We start from the raw sequence: 16,953 nt of genomic DNA, 5'->3' as shown, positions 1-16,953 counted from the left end.
GGTTCTTCTTCGTCGATGAACCCATCTACCGGAGACCTCTCTACTTAGAGATCACGACACACCGTCACACACCCGACTTCGAGACACGGCCTAGGGCGCCGGCACCGGGTCGGTCTCCCGCCCGAAGCGCGAGAGGACGGCGGCGCCGGTCCGCTCGGCCGACAGGCATTCCAGGTACGCGGGCGGCCCGCCGGCCGGGAACAGCCGCTCGCCGGTGCCGAGGACGGTCGGGAAGGTCAGCAGCCGGTACTCGTCGACGAGGTCCTCGGCCATCAGCGCCCGCACGACGCTGAGGCTGCCGGTGACGACCACGTCGCGGCGCTCGCCGCGGACGGCCTCCGCGAGGCCGCCCTGGAGGACCCGCGAGTTCTGCCACGCGGAGGCGTCGGCGAGCGTGCGGGAGGCCACCAGCTTCGGGACCGCGTTCATCCGCGCGGAGAACGGGTCGTCGCGGCCCGGCCACAGCCGCGAGAACAGCTCCCAGGTCCGGCGCCCCAGGAGCATGACCCCGTCGTCGAGGACGGCGCCGAGCCGGAACTTGTCACCGGCGACCGTCCCGGGGCCGTGCCGGAACGCCCAGCCGCCGTGCGGCGTGCCGCCGGATCCGTCCGGGTCGGACACGATGCCGTCGAGGGTGACGAACTCGATGACGATGACGCTCACGATGGTGTTCCTCTCGGTCGGTGCTCGCCGGTACTTACCGGCCGCGCCGCCCGGACTCATCGCTCGCGGCCCGACTTTTTCTCGCGGCTCGACCTGCTGCTCGCGAACCGGCTTGCTGCCCGCCGCCCGGGTCGCCGCACGCGCGGCGATCCGGGCGGGGCCGGCGGTCAGCCGCGGCCGGGGAGGAGCAGGATCCCGTCGCCCACGCTGCGCTCGCCCGCGGCGTCGGACGGGCGGTTGACGAGGGCGCCGCCCGCCGTCGCCATGGTGGTGGAGCCGCCGCCGTCGAAGTTCATGGCCTGGACCGCGCCGAGCGACCGCATGACCTTCGCGGCCTCCTCGACGGACAGGCCCTCGCTGTAGCCGGGCTCGCGGCCGTCCGCCGCGACCATCAGCAGCCGCCCGCTCCGGTCGACGCCGACCATGGTGCGCGGGTTACGGCGCAGCACCCAGTTGTAGTAGAACGACTGGTCGCCGCCGGTGTGGACGAGCCCGTCGGCGTAGGCGTCGACCCAGACCCGGCCGTCCCGCACGAGCTGCGGGCCGGCGCCGAGGATCGACGTCCGGGGGTCGAGGCGGACGGGGCGGCCGTGGTCGAGCACCCGCTCCGAGATCGCGAGCCGCGTGCCGGGGCGGGCGTGGGCGCGCAGCCAGTCAGCGGCCGTCCCGATCGCCTGGACGGTGCGCCCGCCCGCCGGGATCGCGGTGCCCCGCGACTCGCGCAACTCCGTGACGCGGCCGGACGCGTCGAGGACGGCCTCCGCGCCGGCCCCGGCCGGGCTCGACGCCCCGTACACCGGCGTGAAGGCCACGAGTTCGTCGGGGTCGGTGCAGGTCACGTCGTGCTGCGGGCGCTCGGTCGGCTGGTCGCCGCCGACGCCGCCGCAGTTGTCCACGAGCCCGGGCAGCCGGTCGACGCCGTCGAGCTCGCGGGCCGCGCGGTCCTGGGCGCGGACGCGCAGCTCGGTGCCGAGCTGCGCGAACCGCACGCCGCGGCCGCTCTGCGGCAGGATCATCGCGGTGCGGCCGTTGTTCGCCTCGCTGGTCAGCTCGCCGTTCAGCACGTGCAACCCGGCGGAGCCGCCCTTGCCGGCGGAGGTGAAGTAGGTGCCGTTGACACCGGCGACGGCGCCGCTGTCCCGCACCAGGTCCGACACCTTGTCGGTGGCGGTGAGCGTGCCGCCGACGGAGGAGACCACGCGGCCCCCGAACCGGCGGGGGTCGACGGTGATGACGTGCAGGCGCCAGGGGCCGGTCGCGGCCGTCCCGTCCTCGGCCGTGTAGGACGTGCCGGCCGAGAACCCGGCGGCGGTGAGGGCCGGGAGGTCCTTCTTCGCGTCGGCCTCCGTCGCGTACCGGCCGACCCGGACGACGTAGCCGACGCGTCCGGCCGGCACGTCGGCGAAGCGCGGGCCGTCCACGGCCTCGACCCGCGGGTGCAGCCCGGCCGCCTCCAGGCGGCGCGCGGCGTCCTCGGCGGTCGCCTCGGGCGCGATCACGGCGGACGCGTTGCCCGGCACGGACAGCCGGACGTGCAGCGTCCAGAAATCGGCGTCCGACGTCTCGCCGCGCACGATCGAGGTGAGCGTGACCCCCGGCGCGAGCCGCTCCGTCTCGCGCTGCTCGTGCAGGCCGGAGGGACCGAGGGGAAGGGGCGCGTGCGCGGAGGCGGTGGGGGCGGAGGCTGTGGCTGGGGCGGCGAGGGCGGCCACGGCGGCGGCGGACAGCGCCGCGGCGAGAAGGGGACGTCTCATGCGGTCATGATCGTCGCGGCCGGTGACGCGCGAGTGGCCGCCAGATGATCGTTTCCGCGACCCCGGCGAGGCGGCGCGCGCGGGCGCCCGTGCGCGGCCGTCGCCGGCGGCCGGGTGGCCCGCCGCTGGGGAGGGGCCTAGGTTGGTGGCATGGCTCGCGGCGACAGGCGTCATCCGGAAAGCGCGGCCGGAGACTGGTACGTGGACGATCGCTGTATCGGCTGCGGCGGCGCGGTCTCGATCGCTCCCGCGCTGTTCACCTTGGCGAGCGACGGCCGGCGCTTCGTCATGACGCGGCAGCCGGCCACGGAGGACGAGGTCCGCCTGGCGCAGCTCGCGGCCGAGGTGTGCCCTTCACGGTCCATCGGCACCGCGTCCGGTGCGAGGTGGCCGCGGCATCATCCCCTGGAGATCGCCCCCGGCGTCTGGCGGACCGGCTCGAACTCGCCCAAGGCCGCGGGCGGCAACGCCTTCGTCGTGCGAGGCGCCGCCGGAAACGTGCTCATCGATTCGCCGCGCTTCACCTCGGCGCTGGAAGCGTGGATCGGATCGCTCGGCGGGCTCACGGCGATCCTGCTGACCCACCGCGACGACGTCGGCGACGCCGACCGCTACGCCGAGGCGTTCGGCGCGCAGGTCGCCGTCCATGCCGCCGACGCCGACGCCGCTCCGTTCGCCGACCGGATCCTGACGGGCGCCGACCCCCGGGAGGTCGTGCCCGGCGTGCTGGCGATCCCCACGCCGGGGCACACCGAAGGCCACGTCATGTACCTGACGCAGGACGGCACCCTCTTCACCGGCGACTCCCTCGGATGGGACCCCTACCGCCACGACCTCGGCGCGGAGCCGTACATGTGCTGGTACTCATGGCCCGTCCAGGTCGACTCGCTCGAACGGCTCGGCCGCCACGCGTTCACGCGGGTCGTCCCCACCCACGGCACCATCAGCCCGACGCTGGAACCGGACGATATGCGCCGACGCCTCCAGGCCCTCGTCGCACGGCTGCGCCGCGACCTCGCGGGCACGTAGCCCAGGCGTCCCCGCTCGGCGCGAGACCGAGGGCACGAGTGTCGGGCCGCCGCCCTAGGCGTGCCGCCCCTCCGCGCTGAGCGGGACGCTCGACTCGGCCGTGACGGACAGGAAGGTCAGCGTCTCCTGCAGGTAGAGCCGGACGTGCTCGGCGTCGTGCGAGAGGTAGCCGATCGAGAGGTCCTGGCCGAGATGCAGCTCGTAGTCGCCGCCGCGGGTCGACACGAGCAGGGCCCCGTCCAGCGCGGGCGCCCAGATGATCTCGCCGTCGGGCAGCAGCCGCGCGAGGTGGTGGTGGACCGGGTACCCGTGGTCGGTGGTCTCCGCGACCGCGGTGTACGCCTCCGCCGACAGCAGCAGGCTGTACGGGCCGCCGACGCCGGCGAGCCGCAGCGCGCTCAGCGCCTTGGCGACGGTGTCGGGGACGAGCCGCGCGTCGGCCGGCAGCGGCAGCGCGCTGTTGGAGGCGCCGGGCACGATCCCGGTGATCCCGGCCGGGCCCGAGCCGTGGAAGACGGCGCGGTCCTCGGCGAACGCGATCCGCTTCGCGGCGTCCTTCGCCGGCTGCCAGTCCGGGTCGCGCGCGCCGCGCTCGACGTCGTCCACGTCCTGCCGGGCGACCTCGAAGGGGACCCGCAGCTCGATGATCGGCTGGGCCCGCCGCCGGTGCACCAGCACCCCGTCGGCGGGCGAGCCGAGCGGGTCGACGTGCCCGGTGCCGACGGCCGACAGCGCCGGGCCCGCCGGACCGACCACGTCCACCACGCGGCGGCCCGCGACGTGCCGGGTGAAGGTCCGGCGCACCTCGGCCTCGAGATCGGTCCAGGCCGCCTCCGAGACCGGGGCGAGTTCGCGGTGCAGATTGTTCATGCGGTGCCGTTCCTCCTGAGGCCGCCGATGCCGAGCGAGCCGTCTCCGGCCGGGCCGCCTCCCGCCGGGCCGTCCGCGTGCGGCGGTGGCGGCGGGCCGGCCGCGGCCTCGGCGGACGCGAGGGCGAGGCGGGGCGACGGGTCGTCCAGGAAGTCGGCCGTGGGCACGTAGAAGAGGCCGCCGGTGACCGCCGTCGAGAAGTCCAGGATGCGGTCGTGGTTGCCCGGCGGGTCGCCGATGAACATGTTCTCCAGCATCTTCTCGATGACGGCGACGTCGCCGACGTAGCCGATGAAGTAGGTGCCGAACTCGTCGGCGCCGATCGAGCCGAACGGCATGTTGTCGCGCACGATCTGGTGCTGCGTCCCGTCGGCGTCCTCGATCGTGTTCAGCGCGACGTGCGAGTTCGACGGCTTCACCTCGTCCGGCAGCTCGATGTCGCTGAGCTTCTCGCGGCCCATCGCCCGTTCCTGCGCCTCGACCGGCAGGGAGTTCCAGCCCCGCATGTCGTGGACGTACTTCTGCACGACGACGTAGCTCCCGCCGGCGAAGGCCGGGTCCTCGTCGCCGGCGGTCACGGCGGCGACGGCGTCCGGGCCCGACGGGCTCTCCGTGCCGTCGACGAAGCCGAGCAGGTCCCGCTCGTCGAAGTACCGGAAGCCGTGCACCTCGTCGGCGACGTCGGCGTGCCCGGCGAGCCGGGACATGAGCCGCCGCGCCAGCTCGAAGCACAGGTCCGCGCGGCGGGCCCGCAGGTGGAACAGCAGGTCGCCGGGCGTCGACACCGCCGTGTGGACGGCGCCGGCCAGCACCCGGAACGGGTGCAGGCCGATCGGGCGGGGCGGGCCGTAGAGCCGGTCCCACAGGTGCGCGCCGATGCCGGTCACGCAGCTCAGGCCGTCCTCCGGGGCCCGGAAGCCCACGGCGCGCGTCAGCCCCGCGATGTCGGGCAGCAGCCCGCGCACCGCGTCCTCGCCGCCCGGCCGGACGGTCACCACCAGGAAGATCGCCGCCGTCGCGGGCGGCGCCAGCACGTCCTGCGGCTGTCCCTGCTGCGGCATCGCGTCCCCCCGGTCGTCAGCGCCGATCTACCCCGGGCGCCGCGCCGGTGAAACCGGGCCTGAGCAGGACGGACGCAGTCTTGCCCGTGGTGACGGCGAACCTTGGCACGGCCGGCGCGGACGGCGCGGGCGTTTCACGGTGCCGATCCGCTCATCAGGTCTCGAACCGGACGCACGTTCCGTACGCGATGTACTGGGTCTCGGTGTTGATGCGCATGACGTCGGTCGTGGTGAAGTCGGTGCGGCCCACCACGTTCGGGACGGCGAGAAGGCACACCCCCATGACCGCGTCGGGGCGGAGGTCGGCGCTGGCGCGTTCGAGGTTGGTGAATGCGGACTCGGGGCTCGACGCGGGCTGGCCCGCCCTGACCCCCAGTGTGGTGACGCCTTCCTGGTCGTCCGGGATGCGGTCCGTCGTGTACATCGGTGTGCTCACCGGTGATTGATGCCCACGCCGCGCCGAAGCCTTATCAGGGGGCATTCATGGCTCGGGAAACTTCGCGTGCCGTCCGCGCGGCTCGGCGCGGCGCGATGCCGCGTGCGGCGGGCCGGCCGCCCGGCCCGCCGCACGCGGCGGAGAGGGCCTAGCAGTGGTGCACCCGGCCCTTGATGATCCTGATGTAGCGCCCGGCGACCCATTCCGGGGTGCTGATGCCGAGCCGGTACCAGGTGCGGTCGCCCCTGACGGACTGGCCGAGCGCCCAGCACTTGATGTCGACGATCTGCCCCGGGCGCAGCGAGCCCAGGCGCCGGGAACGGGTGGTGGGCCGGCTCCGGATCGCGAGCCGGTGGCGGGAGATGACCCGGCCCTTGGGGTAGGCGTTGGCGACGTGGGCCGTGGCCGAGACCCGGTCCGGACCCGTCCGGCCCGCGTCCGCCAGGGCGGCCGGCGCGGTCGCGACGCCGGTGCCCATGACGCCCGCCATGACGGCTATCGCCGCTTTGTAATGCATTTTCAAGGAGGTTCTCCTATGCGATGTCGAATCGCCGCCGCGACCGCTGGGGCGGCCGCGGGCTCGGGGCGATTTCACCCCCGGCTTTTTAACCGTTTCAATACGCGCCGACACGCCGCCGGACGGCCCGCTGCGGCGAACGGCCGACTTCGTGCGGCGAACGGCCGGCGCCCCCTGTGGCGACGCGGAACGGTGCCGTGCCGGGGCGCGTGTAGATCGTTGTTTCCGCAGGTCAGTGCATCTCTGGACGTTGGCTCGCGCGCTACGGGCTATGTTGCATAAAAGGGGTAGAGGCGACGTGGCGAACATAGCTATGCGCATCCCTCATCGCCGGTGAATCCGGCATCTCTGACAATGACCGGCATCACGACGAGGACGGAGTGGTGACGATGGCTCGAACCAGCTCTTCCGACACTGACACCACCGAGAAGCGCGAGTCCGGCAACGGCGCGACGGACGGACTTCCCATCGACAAGCTCAAGGAGGCCGGGCAGGAACTCCTCCAGGCGCTGATGGTGAAGGCGCTGAAGAGCGCGACCGGTCCGGTGAAGGACATGGCCGAGCGGCTCGCCGACTCCGGCGGGGGTGCCGGCGCGAAGATGGCGGCCAGCGGCGTCGAGAGCCTGCAGGAAGGGGAGTCGCCGCTCAAGGCCGGGCTCAAGGCGGGCATGACCGGCGCCAAGGAGACCGCCAAGAACGCCGTCGGAGGCGGCGACGGCAAGGGCGGCGGCGAGGACGAGGCCAAGGTCATCAACATCGTCGAGAAGTTCGACGTGGGGCTGCCGCGGCGGGTCGCCTACGACCAGTGGACGCAGTTCGCCGAGTTCCCCAGCATGACCAGCAAGGTCGAGAAGGTCGAGCAGGAGTCCGACGAGAAGCTCAACTGGCGCGCCAAGATCTTCCTGTCCCACCGCGACTGGGAGTCCACCATCGTCGAGCAGGTGCCCGACGAGCGGATCCTCTGGAAGTCCGAGGGACCGAAGGGCTACGTCGACGGCGCGGTCACGTTCCACGAGCTGTCGCCCGACCTCACCCGGATCCTGCTGGTCGCCGAGTACCACCCCGACGGGTTCCTGGAGAAGACCGCGAACCTGTGGCGCGCCCAGGGCCGCCGGCTCCGCCTGGACTTCAAGCACATCGAGCGCCACATGATGACGCGGACGATGCTCCAGCGGGACGACGTCGAGGGCTGGCGGGGCGAGATCCGCGACGGCGAGGTCGTCAAGACCCATGAGGACGCGCTGAAGGAAGAGAAGCAGGCGGGCGACGACTGACCCGCCCCGTCCCGATCCCCGGCTTGGAGGAGCGATGGCCGACAACGCGGACGTCACGAACCGGGAGCCCGACCGGAGCGAGTCCGGCGAGGTCCAGGAGAAGACCGGGCGGATCGTCCCGCCGGAGGAGGAGCGCCCGTCCGCCGAGGGGCCGGACGTCCACCTCAACGTCCCGGAGCTGAAGGTGGACGAGATCTCCCTGGAGGTCAACGACCTGGAGGCGCACGTCTCGCTGGTCGCCGAGGTGCTCGACCTGCTCAAGCTGAACGTGGGCGCGGACGTGGGCCTCGGCAGGGTCAAGCTGGAGATCAAGGGCGTCGCGGCGCAGGCGCTGCTCCAGGTCCGGCTCGACAACGTGGCCGAGATCGTCGACCGGGTCCTGACGACCCTCGACCGGAACCCGGAGATCCTCCAGCACCTGGGCCGCGGCGTGGAGGCCATCGCACGCGACGTCGGGTCCGGCACCGGCGAGGCGGTGGGCCAGGTCGGCCGGGGCGCCCGGGGCGCCGTCGAGGACGTCGGGAAGGGCACCGGCCGCGCGGTCGAGGACGTCGGCGAGGGCGCCGGTGGCGCGGTGAAGGATGTCGGCGAGGGCGCCGGTGGTGCGGTCGACAAGGTCGGCGAAGGCGCCGGCGGCGCGGTCAAGGATGTCGGGAAGGGCGCCGGTGGTGCGGTCGACAAGGTCGGCGAAGGGACCGGCGGCGCGGTGAAGGACGTCGGCGAGGGCACGGGCGGTGCCGTCGACAAGGTCGGCGAGGGCGCCGGCGGCGCGGCGAAGGGCGTCGGCGAGGGCGCCGGTAGTGCGGCGAAGGGCGTCGGCGAGGGCGCCGGTGGTGCCGTCGACAAGGTCGGCGAAGGAGCCGGCGACGCCGCGGGCAGCGTCGGCGAAGGGGCCGGTGCGGCCGCGGAGAGCGCGGGCGAAGGCGCGGGCCAGGCCGCCGGAGGAGCCGGCAAGGCCGCCGAGGGGGCGGGAAGTGCCGCCGAGGGCGTCGCGAAGGCCGGTGGAGGCGGGGGAGACACCGCCGCAGGTGAGGGCAAGGCCGCCGAAGAGGCGAAGGACACCGCCGAAGCCGAAGGATCCGAGGACACGGAGAAGGCCGCGCCGTCCGACTCCGGCGACGGGAAGGACGAGTCCACCGACCTGCAGGACGCTCTGCACGAGGCCGAGGACTCCGTCCGGGAGCTGGGCCGTGCCCTGCTCCGGATGGTCACCCGGTAGCCGCGCGGTCAGTTCCCCGTGACGCGGCGGACGGCGTTCGCGTACCGGCGGACGGCCTCCGAGGAGAGCCGTCCGCCGGGGAGTTCGACCACGAACGCGCTGGCACCGACGATGGTGTTCTCCCAGACGGTCGCGCTTCCCGGATAGTCGGGCAGTGCGCGTAGCGGGAGACCGACGTCGCGGGCGAAGCGCCGCTCGACGTCCCTCGGCCCCTGGGAGCCGTCGACCACGGCGAGGTGCTGGTGGAACCAGATCGCCACGGTCGGCCGGACGCGCCGCACGAGGCGCGCGGCCGCCGCGGACTCCGGTTCCGACAGCGGCCCCGCACCGGACGAGCGGGCCGATCCCGGTGCGTCCATCCGGCGCCACCCGGACGGGAAGTTCCGGTTGAGGTCGACGCCGGCGGCGTTGCCCCGCGTGCGGGCCGCCATCCCGTCCGGGTTGAGGGCGGGGACGATCCACAGGTCGGCATGCGCCGGGCGCGGCCCGGCGGCCAGGGCGTCCGCCACCGCCGCTCCGGCCGGTTCGTCGCCGTGCAGGCAGCCGACGACGAGCACCCGCCGCGCCGCGTGCGGGTCTCCCAGCTCGACCGCGGAGATCGGACGGCCCTGGACGGACCTGCCCAGCGGCACCGTCCGGTGGACCGTGCCGTCCGCCTGCGACGCGCCGCTCCGCCCGCACGCCGCCAGGAGGATCGCGACGGCGCCGAGAACCGCCCCGGGCCGGTGCCAGGTCGCCGTCCGCCGCACCGTCACGACCTCCCCCCTCGCACCTCGCCGGCCGGTTCGGGGGAGTGCCTCACCAATGCCCTGCGAGCGGCCGGTGATGCGCCCGGCTCCGGGCCTGACCTCGAGCCGGCTCGAGGTCAGGCCCGGAGCGTCACGCCCGTCGCGTCACGCCGCCGGTGCGACCGCCGTGCCGAGATGCCGGGTGAGGAACGGGGCCGGGTCCTCGAACGCCGGGACCCCGCCGTGCCCGCCCAGGTTGGCGTGCATCGTCTTCTCCTTCGAGCCGATGGCGTCGAACAGCCCGAGCGCGGCCTGCCGGTCGACGTGCTCGTCGTCCCACTGGAGCATGAACAGGACCGGGACGGTGACCCGCCGGGCCGCCTCGAGCAGGGCGTCGTACACGACGAACCCGCCGCCGAAGATCGCGGCGGTGATCCTCGGGTCGGCCGCCGTCAGCGGTATCCCGATCGCGGTGCCGAGCGTGATGCCGCCGCCGTAGGCGACCGGCGCGTCGGCGCCGATCTCCGGCAGGTCCTGGAGGGCGTCCAGCGTCGCCCGCCACTCCGGGACGGCCTGCTCGGCCAGCGACGCGCCGTACCGGGCGTTGACCGGGCCGATCGGTTCGCCCGCCGCCATCGCCTGCCGGAGCTCAGCGCGGGCCCGCTCGTCCTCCGCCGTGCGCGGCCGGTCGCCGTGCCCGGGCGCGTCGATGGCGGCGACGGTGTGACCGCAGGCGGTGGCGAGGTGGCGGGCGCGGGCCGCGAGGGCGGGGGTCTTCTTGTGGAGGCCGCCGCCGTGGCCCATGAGCACCAGCGGTGCGTGGGCCGGGCCGGAGGCGGGGGACCAGAGGACGCCGGTGACGTCGCCGAGGGTGAAGTCGCGTTCGACGACGCCGTTCGACGTGGTCTCCGCGGTGAAACGCAAGGAATTCATGGTGGTGCCTTTCGGGATCGCCTTGGTGGGGGCGCTCCCGGCGACACCTGCGTCAGTCGCCGACCGTGAGAGCGAAGGGGAGCACCCACTTCTGAACAGCGTTCATGGGTCTCACCTCCTCGCGCGGTTTCACGGCGTCGCATACGTTATCAGCCCGCCGCCGTCCCGCCCAATCCCTTTTTCGGACGGCCGGGAATTCCCCGCGCTCCCGCTGGCCGGGAACGCCCGCCATGCCGTGCGGCGCGCGCCGTTAGCGTTGCGCGATCCACTCTGAGAGGGGTTCGACATGGCGGACGACGCAGGGCACCGCTCCCTGGAGCAGCGGGTGGCCGACCTGGAGCGCATCGAGGCGATCAAGGCCCTCAAGCACCGCTACTGGCGCGCGTGCGACGCCAAGGACCCCGTCGCGTTCCGGGAGAGCTTCACCAAGGGTCCCGCGTCGATCGACTACGGCTCGCTCGGCACGTTCACGGACGCGGACGCGCTCACCAGGGTGTTCACCGAGATCGCGCTGCGCGAGGTCGACGGCGGGTACGCGGTGCTCGACATGCACCACGGCTTCCACCCCGTCATCACCGTCCTGGACGACTCCACGGCGACCGGTACCTGGTCCCTGCGCTTCAGGCAGCTGAACCGGGTGGACGGCACCGAGCTGCTCATGGCCGCGGAGTACGACGACGAGTACGTCGTCGAGGACGGGCGCTGGACGATGGTGAAGTCGCACGTCCGGACGCTGTGGACGATCCTGCGCCCGCTGCCCGAGGGCACCCGCGTGAACCAGGTGATGGGGCGCTGACCCGTTCCCGGCCGGTCCGCCGGCCGGGAACGGACCAGGTCACCCCCCGCTCGCGACCGGGTTCGTGGCCAGCGCCCAGAAGTCGGCGTAGCGGCCGCCGCGCCGCAGCAGCTCGTCGTGGGCGCCCTCCTCCACGATGCGGCCGCCGTCCAGGAAGACGACGCGGTCCGCGCGCCGGACGGTCCGCATCCGGTGCGCCACCATCACCACCGTCCGGCCCGCCACCAGGCGTTCGATGCCGTCGTGGACGGCCGCCTCGTTCACCGGGTCCAGCGCGGAGGTCACCTCGTCGAGCAGCACGATGGGCGCGTCCTTGAGCAGCGCCCGCGCGATGGAGACGCGCTGGCGCTCACCGCCCGACAGCAGCTCGCCGCCCTCGCCGACGTTCGCCGCCCAGCCGCCGGGCAGCCGCCCGACCACCTCGTCCAGCCGTGCCGCGCTCGCCGCCGCCCGCACCTCCGCGTCGCTCGCGCCCGGACGGCCGAGCCGGACGTTCTCCTCGATCGTGCCGTCGAAGAGGTGGACGTCCTGGAAGACGACGGCGATCCGCGCCATCAGCGCCTCGGCGCCGATGTCCCGGACGTCCGCGCCGCCGACCCGGACCGACCCGCCGTCCACGTCGGAGAACCGCGCGAGCAGATGCAGCAGGGTGCTCTTGCCCGCGCCCGACGGGCCGACCACGGCGAGCCGCCCTCCTTCCGGCACGGACAGCGACACGTCGTCGAGCACCGTCCGGTCGCCGTGCCGGAACGTGACGGACGCGAACTCCAGGCCGCCGTGCTCCGGCCGGACGGGTTCGCGGGGCTCCGGCAGCGGCTCGGTGCTCAGCACCTCGTCGAGCCGGGCCAGCTGTGCGCGCGCGCCGCGCAGCCGGCCGCCGAGCTCCGACAGCGACAGCAGTGGGTCGGCGCAACGGGCGGCGAGCACCAGGATCGCCAGGACGTCGGCGGCGCCGATGTGCCCGCCCAGCGCGAGGTAGGAGCCCAGCGCCAGGAGCACGGTGAACACCGCCTGCACCGTCAGCGTGAGGCCGAGGATTCCGGGCAGCGCCGACAGCGTGGAGCGGCGGGACGCGCGCTGGAGTCCGCGGAGCGCGTCGTCGAGCATCCGGAAGCGTTCGGCGGTCCGGCCGCCGGCCCGCAGCACCGGCTGGGCCCGCAGGTATTCGACGACCCGCGCCGCGGCCTCGTGGTCGCGGTCCGCGCGCTCGGCGTCGGCGGCGGCCATCGCGCGCCCCGCCAGGACTTGGACCGCCGCGACGAGCGGCGCCGCGAGCAGCGCGGCCAGGCCCATCCGCCAGTCGAAGCCGACCATCACGGCGACGATCGCCAGCGGCGTCACGCAGGCGGACACGAGCGGCGCCAGCAGGTGCGCGATCACGCTCATCGCCTGCATGAGACCGCGCCCCGCGAGGACGGACACCTCCCCGACGCGGCGCGGGCCGTACCAGCCGACGGGCAGCCGGGCCAGGTGGTCGCCGAGCCGGTAGTACATCCCGCGCAGCAGCGTGGTCCCGACGCGGAACCCGGACAGGTCGCTGACGTACCGCAGCGCCCCGTACACCGCGACCGCGGCCCCGAACGCGATCAGCCACGGCCGGGCGTCTCCGGGCGCGCCCCCGAGGAGCTCCCGGAGGACGGGCACCAGCAGCGCGTAGGACAGGCCCTCGACCACCGCGGTCGCCGTCATCAGGGCCACGGTGCGGCGCACCGGACGGGCGTACTCGGCCCCCAGCACGCGGAACAGCATCGAGATCATCACAGGTCGTCTCCTCGCGGTGCGCCGGGGCGGGGCGCGGCCTCGGCGCCGGCCGCCGACAGGTGGGACCGCCAGAACGCGGCGAACCGCCCGTCCCGCGCCAGCAGCTCGGCGGGCGCGCCGTGCTCGGCGATCGCCCCGTCCTCCAGCATCACGACGGCGTCGGCGTCGGCGATCGTCTCCAGCCGGTGGGCGATGACGAGGACCGTCCGGTCGCCGCCCGGTGACGTCAGGGCCCGCCGCACCGCCAGTTCCGTATGCGGGTCGGCGAACGCGGTCGCTTCGTCGAGCACCAGGACGGGCGTGTCGGCGAGCAGCGCGCGGGCGATCGAGATCCGCTGCGCCTCGCCGCCCGACAGGCCGGCCTCCTCGCCGAGCACCGTGTCGTAGCCGCGCGGCAGCTCCAGGACGCGGTCGTGGACGTTCGCCCGCCGGGCGGCGCGGACGATGTCGTCCATGGCCGCGTCCGGCACCGCGAGCGCGATGTTGTCCGCGACCGACGCGCGCAGCAGGAGGACGTCCTGGAAGACGAAGGAGACCGTCCGGTAGAGGTCCCGTCCGGCGAGGTCCCGCAGGTCGACGCCGCCCAGCGCGACCGAGCCCCGGGTCGGGTCGAAGAACCGCGGCAGCAGCCGCACCAGCGTCGACTTCCCGCCGCCCGACGGCCCGACGACCGCGGTGACCGTGCCCGGTTCCAGCACCAGGTCGATCCCGCGCAGCACCTCGCGGTCGGGACCGTAACCGAAGTGGACGTCCCGCAGCTCCACCCGGTGCCCGCGCGGCGCGACCGGGACCGCGGGCTCGGGCAGCGGCGGCACCGCGAGCACCTCCCGGATCCGCCCGACCGCGCGCCGCGCGCCCTGCAGGTCGTCGAAGCCGTGGAAGAGCGCCGCGACCGGAGCCGTCAGCCCCAGCCCGAGCAGCGGGAAGGGCAGCAGGTCGGCCGGGGCCATGCCGCCGCGGTCGATCAGCACCGCGCCGCCGGTCAGCACGGCCAGCAGCACGAACGGCGGCGACAGCACCAGCTGGATCGCGGCGGCGACCCCGGCGAGCGCGCGCACCATGCGGTAGAAGGCGGTGACGAACGCGTCCACGGCCTCGACGAACCGCCGGAGCGCGCGCTCGCCTCCGCCGAACGCCTTGACGACCGCGATGCCCTGGACGAACTCGACGACGGAGCTCGCGATCCGGCCCATCGCCGCGTCGAACTCCTGCTGCTCGCGCAGCCGGCCCGGCGTCATCATCAGCGGCACCAGCGCCACCGCCAGCAGCACCGGGACCAGCGTGATCAGCGTGAGGCGCCAGTCGACGGCGAACAGGTAGGCCAGCGACACCAGCGGCACCACGAACGCGGTGGCGAGCTCGCCTGGGGTGTGCGCGATGAACGGGTGCACGGCGCTGACGTCGTCGCCGACGAGCTTCGCCAGCTCGCCGGTCCGGCGGCCGGACAGCCAGCCGATCGGGACGCGCCCCAGCCGCGCCGCCAGCCGCCGCCGGAACGCCAGCTGCACCCGGCCGTCGAGCAGGTGCCCGATCCCGGAGGCCGCGGCCGTGCACAGCAGCCGGACCAGCAGCCCGGCCGCGCCCGCGACCACGGCCGTCCAGACGCGGCCGTGGTCGGCCGGGCCGGGCGCCAGCAGAGCGCGTCCCACCTCGGCGACGGCCAGGAGCGGCGCCAGGCCGGCCACGGCGCCGGCCACCTGCAGGGCGACGAGCGCCGCGAAGCTCCGGACGTGCGGGCGCAGCAGCCCGCCCGGCGCGTCGTCCGCCGCGGAACCGGCGGAGGAGGCCGGCGCGGACCTCCGTTCGGCGAGGCCGGCGGCGGTCATCGGCGCGCCTCCACCCGGCTGCCCTGCGGCAGGGTGACGGCCATGATGCTGCTGGGCACGTCCAGCGCGATGCGGTGCCACCGCCCGCGCGGGACGATCGCGGCGGTCCCGGCCGGCAGCCGGACCTCTTCCTCCTCCTGCCCCGGCTCCTCCGGGCGCAGGTAGAGCCGGATCTTCCCGATGAGGCAGGAGACGACCTCCTCGGCCTCGGGATGGACCTCCCAGTGGCCGCCGTGGACGTCGGCGTCGGTCTTCGCGTGGAAGGCCGTCAGCCGCCAGCCGTCGTGGCCGGAGCACACCGTCCTCTTCTCGGCGTGGATCGTGCCGCCCTGGCGGAGGTGGAGAAGGGACGCGAAGAGGTCGATCGGGGCGACGGGCATGCCGGGCCGTCCTTCCTGCGGAGAGCGAGCCTGCGAGAGCGAGCGGATGAGGTGGTGCGGAGGGGCCGGTCAGTCCGCGGCGGCGACCGGCTCGCGGTCGCCGGTCCGTCCGGCCGGTACGGGCGGGCCGCTCCGCCGCAGCACCGTGAGGGCGATGACGACGGCGCCGAGCAGGAGCGCCGCGCCGATGGTGAAGCCGAACGCGTACCCGTCGCTGAGCGAGGCGGGCGTGACGGTGTCGCCGGTGCGGTCGTGCGCCGCGGTGCCGAGGGCGGCCAGTCCGAGCGAGGCGCCGATCTGGCGGACGCTGTTGAGCAGGCCGGACGCGGCGCCGGCCTCGTGCGGCGCCACGCCGGTGGTGGCGGTGGAGACGAGCGGCGCGAGGCAGAGCCCGAACCCGACGCTGGCCACGATGGACGGGCCCAGCACGTCGGTGAGGAAGGAGCCGTCGGCGCCGATCCGGCCGAACCAGGCGAACCCCGCCGCGGTCATGAGCCCGCCGGCGATCAGCAGGGTGCGGGCGGGGAGGCGGTAGCCGAGCTTGACGGCGAGGAACGAGCCGACGATCACCCCGAGCGCGAACGGCACGAACTCGAGCCCGGTCAGCGCCGGTTCCGTCCCGAGGACGCGCTGCAGGTAGAGGGAGACGAAGTAGAAGGACGACGACAGGGCCGCGCCGGTCAGCAGGTTGTAGGCGTTCGCGCCGGCGACCGAGCGGTTCGCCAGCAGCCCGAGCCGGATCAGCGGCTCGCGGGCGGTGGACCGCTCGACGAGGACGAACGCGACGAGCAGCGCGACCGCGGCGGCCAGCGTCGTCACGGTGGCCGCCGAGGTCCAGGCGTGCCGGTCGGTGCGGACGACGCCGAACACCAGCAGGGTCACGCCCGCGGTGGCCAGGACCGCGCCGAGGACGTCGGGGCGGCCGCCGCGCTCCCGGGGCGGATCGGCGGCGACGCCCCGCCAGGCCATGGCCAGCGCGGCCGCGGCCATGGGCACGTTCACGAACATCACCCAGCGCCAGCCGGCGTACTCGGTGAGCAGGCCGCCGATCAGCACGCCGAACGCGCCCCCGGCGGCGTTCATCGCGCTCCAGATCCCGAAGGCGCGGACGCGGGCCCGCCCGGCGGGGAACGTCGCGGTCAGCAGGGCCAGCGCGGCCGGCGCCAGCGCGGCGGCCCCGACACCCTGGGCGACGCGGGCGGCGACCAGATGGCCGGGTTCCTGCGCGAGGCCGCCGAGCAGCGACGCGAGGCCGAACAGGCCGAGCCCGAGCCGCAGCACCCGCTTGCGGCCGTACCGGTCGGCGGCCTTGCCGCCCAGCAGGAGCAGCCCCCCGAACGCGAGGGCGTAGGCGTGGATCACCCAGGTCACGCCGACCGCGCCGAACCCGAGGCCGGACGCGATCCGCGGGAGCCCGACGTTCACCACCGACAGGTCCAGCGACACCATGAACTGCACGACGGCCACCGCCGCGAGCGTGAGCCCGGGCCGGGCGGCCGGCTCGGCGCCCGCCCGTCCGCGGGCCGATTTCCGGATCGTGTACATGCCGGAAATGGTGCTGTTCGCACTGGTCGGCGGTCATCGTGCGGGGGAAGGCTCCTTCGCCCGGCACCGCGGGAGTACGCCCGGCCGGACTACGACGCCGGGAGTAGTCCGGGATTGCTCCGTCCAGCGGAGGACGCCGGAGAAAAGGGCCCATAACCTAC

Annotated in this window: 16 protein-coding genes; 4 read left to right on the top strand and 12 right to left on the bottom strand. The window is 74.4% G+C overall.

Annotated elements, in window-relative coordinates; genetic code table 11:
- Positions 1-90 precede the first annotated feature (90 nt).
- Positions 91-663, bottom strand: coding sequence for a dihydrofolate reductase family protein (locus tag ABT299_RS33700; protein WP_500253207.1), 573 nt, complete (start codon positions 661-663; stop codon positions 91-93).
- A gap of 167 nt (positions 664-830) precedes the next feature.
- A complete protein-coding gene (locus ABT299_RS33695) occupies positions 831-2,417 on the bottom strand; it encodes a phosphodiester glycosidase family protein (RefSeq protein WP_500253206.1) in 1,587 nt (528 codons plus the stop codon).
- Between the two features lie 201 nt (positions 2,418-2,618).
- Here ABT299_RS33695 and ABT299_RS33690 point away from each other — a divergent pair, with 201 nt between their 5' ends.
- Complete coding sequence (locus ABT299_RS33690) at positions 2,619-3,446, top strand: 4Fe-4S domain-containing protein (RefSeq protein ID WP_500253205.1); 828 nt, start codon at positions 2,619-2,621, stop codon at positions 3,444-3,446.
- 54 nt (positions 3,447-3,500) lie between these two features.
- Here the strand turns inward: ABT299_RS33690 and ABT299_RS33685 are convergent, their stop codons facing one another.
- The 4 genes from ABT299_RS33685 to ABT299_RS33670 all read right to left on the bottom strand — a co-directional run bounded on the left by ABT299_RS33685 (position 3,501) and on the right by ABT299_RS33670 (position 6,330).
- Complete coding sequence (locus tag ABT299_RS33685; protein ID WP_190851445.1) at positions 3,501-4,316, bottom strand: family 1 encapsulin nanocompartment shell protein; 816 nt, start codon at positions 4,314-4,316, stop codon at positions 3,501-3,503.
- Positions 4,313-5,377: a Dyp-type peroxidase gene (locus ABT299_RS33680; RefSeq protein WP_500253204.1), complete on the bottom strand. Its 1,065-nt coding sequence runs from the start codon at positions 5,375-5,377 to the stop codon at positions 4,313-4,315. The genes ABT299_RS33685 and ABT299_RS33680 overlap by 4 nt, the downstream gene beginning before the upstream one ends.
- Before the next feature lie 154 nt (positions 5,378-5,531).
- Complete coding sequence (locus ABT299_RS33675) at positions 5,532-5,813, bottom strand: hypothetical protein (RefSeq protein ID WP_500253203.1); 282 nt, start codon at positions 5,811-5,813, stop codon at positions 5,532-5,534.
- A 148-nt stretch (positions 5,814-5,961) separates the two neighbouring features.
- A complete protein-coding gene (locus ABT299_RS33670) occupies positions 5,962-6,330 on the bottom strand; it encodes an SH3 domain-containing protein (protein ID WP_190851451.1) in 369 nt (122 codons plus the stop codon).
- Between the two features lie 389 nt (positions 6,331-6,719).
- Between ABT299_RS33670 and ABT299_RS33665 the strand changes: the two genes are divergently transcribed.
- A complete protein-coding gene (locus tag ABT299_RS33665) occupies positions 6,720-7,604 on the top strand; it encodes an SRPBCC family protein (protein ID WP_500253202.1) in 885 nt (294 codons plus the stop codon).
- Positions 7,605-7,638: 34 nt separating this feature from the next.
- Positions 7,639-8,823, top strand: a complete 1,185-nt coding sequence (locus ABT299_RS33660; protein WP_500253201.1) for a hypothetical protein — start codon at positions 7,639-7,641, stop codon at positions 8,821-8,823.
- A gap of 8 nt (positions 8,824-8,831) precedes the next feature.
- Here ABT299_RS33660 and ABT299_RS33655 read toward each other — a convergent pair whose 3' ends face one another.
- Together ABT299_RS33655 and ABT299_RS33650 are read right to left on the bottom strand one after the other, a co-directional pair.
- On the bottom strand, positions 8,832-9,578 hold the full coding sequence (locus ABT299_RS33655; RefSeq protein ID WP_500253200.1) for a DUF2817 domain-containing protein: 747 nt from the start codon (positions 9,576-9,578) through the stop codon (positions 8,832-8,834).
- A gap of 138 nt (positions 9,579-9,716) precedes the next feature.
- Positions 9,717-10,484, bottom strand: coding sequence for an alpha/beta hydrolase family protein (locus ABT299_RS33650; RefSeq protein WP_500253199.1), 768 nt, complete (start codon positions 10,482-10,484; stop codon positions 9,717-9,719).
- A gap of 286 nt (positions 10,485-10,770) precedes the next feature.
- Between ABT299_RS33650 and ABT299_RS33645 the strand changes: the two genes are divergently transcribed.
- The gene (locus ABT299_RS33645) at positions 10,771-11,280 is read left to right on the top strand and encodes a nuclear transport factor 2 family protein (protein WP_500253198.1); all 510 of its coding nucleotides are present in this window, start codon (positions 10,771-10,773) and stop codon (positions 11,278-11,280) included.
- Between the two features lie 39 nt (positions 11,281-11,319).
- On the opposite strand, the gene ABT299_RS33640 is transcribed toward ABT299_RS33645, so the two are convergent.
- The 4 genes from ABT299_RS33640 to ABT299_RS33625 form a co-directional block, all read right to left on the bottom strand.
- Positions 11,320-13,038: an ABC transporter ATP-binding protein gene (locus tag ABT299_RS33640; protein ID WP_500253197.1), complete on the bottom strand. Its 1,719-nt coding sequence runs from the start codon at positions 13,036-13,038 to the stop codon at positions 11,320-11,322.
- Positions 13,038-14,867 (bottom strand): ABC transporter ATP-binding protein, encoded by a 1,830-nt coding sequence (locus tag ABT299_RS33635; RefSeq protein WP_500253196.1) that lies wholly within the window; start codon positions 14,865-14,867, stop codon positions 13,038-13,040. The genes ABT299_RS33640 and ABT299_RS33635 overlap by 1 nt, the downstream gene beginning before the upstream one ends.
- Complete coding sequence (locus ABT299_RS33630; protein ID WP_190851469.1) at positions 14,864-15,247, bottom strand: cupin; 384 nt, start codon at positions 15,245-15,247, stop codon at positions 14,864-14,866. The genes ABT299_RS33635 and ABT299_RS33630 overlap by 4 nt, the downstream gene beginning before the upstream one ends.
- A gap of 69 nt (positions 15,248-15,316) precedes the next feature.
- The gene (locus ABT299_RS33625) at positions 15,317-16,792 is read right to left on the bottom strand and encodes an MFS transporter (protein WP_190851472.1); all 1,476 of its coding nucleotides are present in this window, start codon (positions 16,790-16,792) and stop codon (positions 15,317-15,319) included.
- Between the last annotated feature and the right edge of the window lie 161 nt (positions 16,793-16,953).

Origin of the sequence: Spirillospora sp. NPDC000708 (genome assembly GCF_040299565.1) — a bacterium.
Lineage (GTDB): Bacteria > Actinomycetota > Actinomycetes > Streptosporangiales > Streptosporangiaceae > Spirillospora.
The sequence above is the reverse complement of the archived record's forward strand: the minus strand, read 5'-3'. Positions and strand labels throughout refer to the sequence as shown.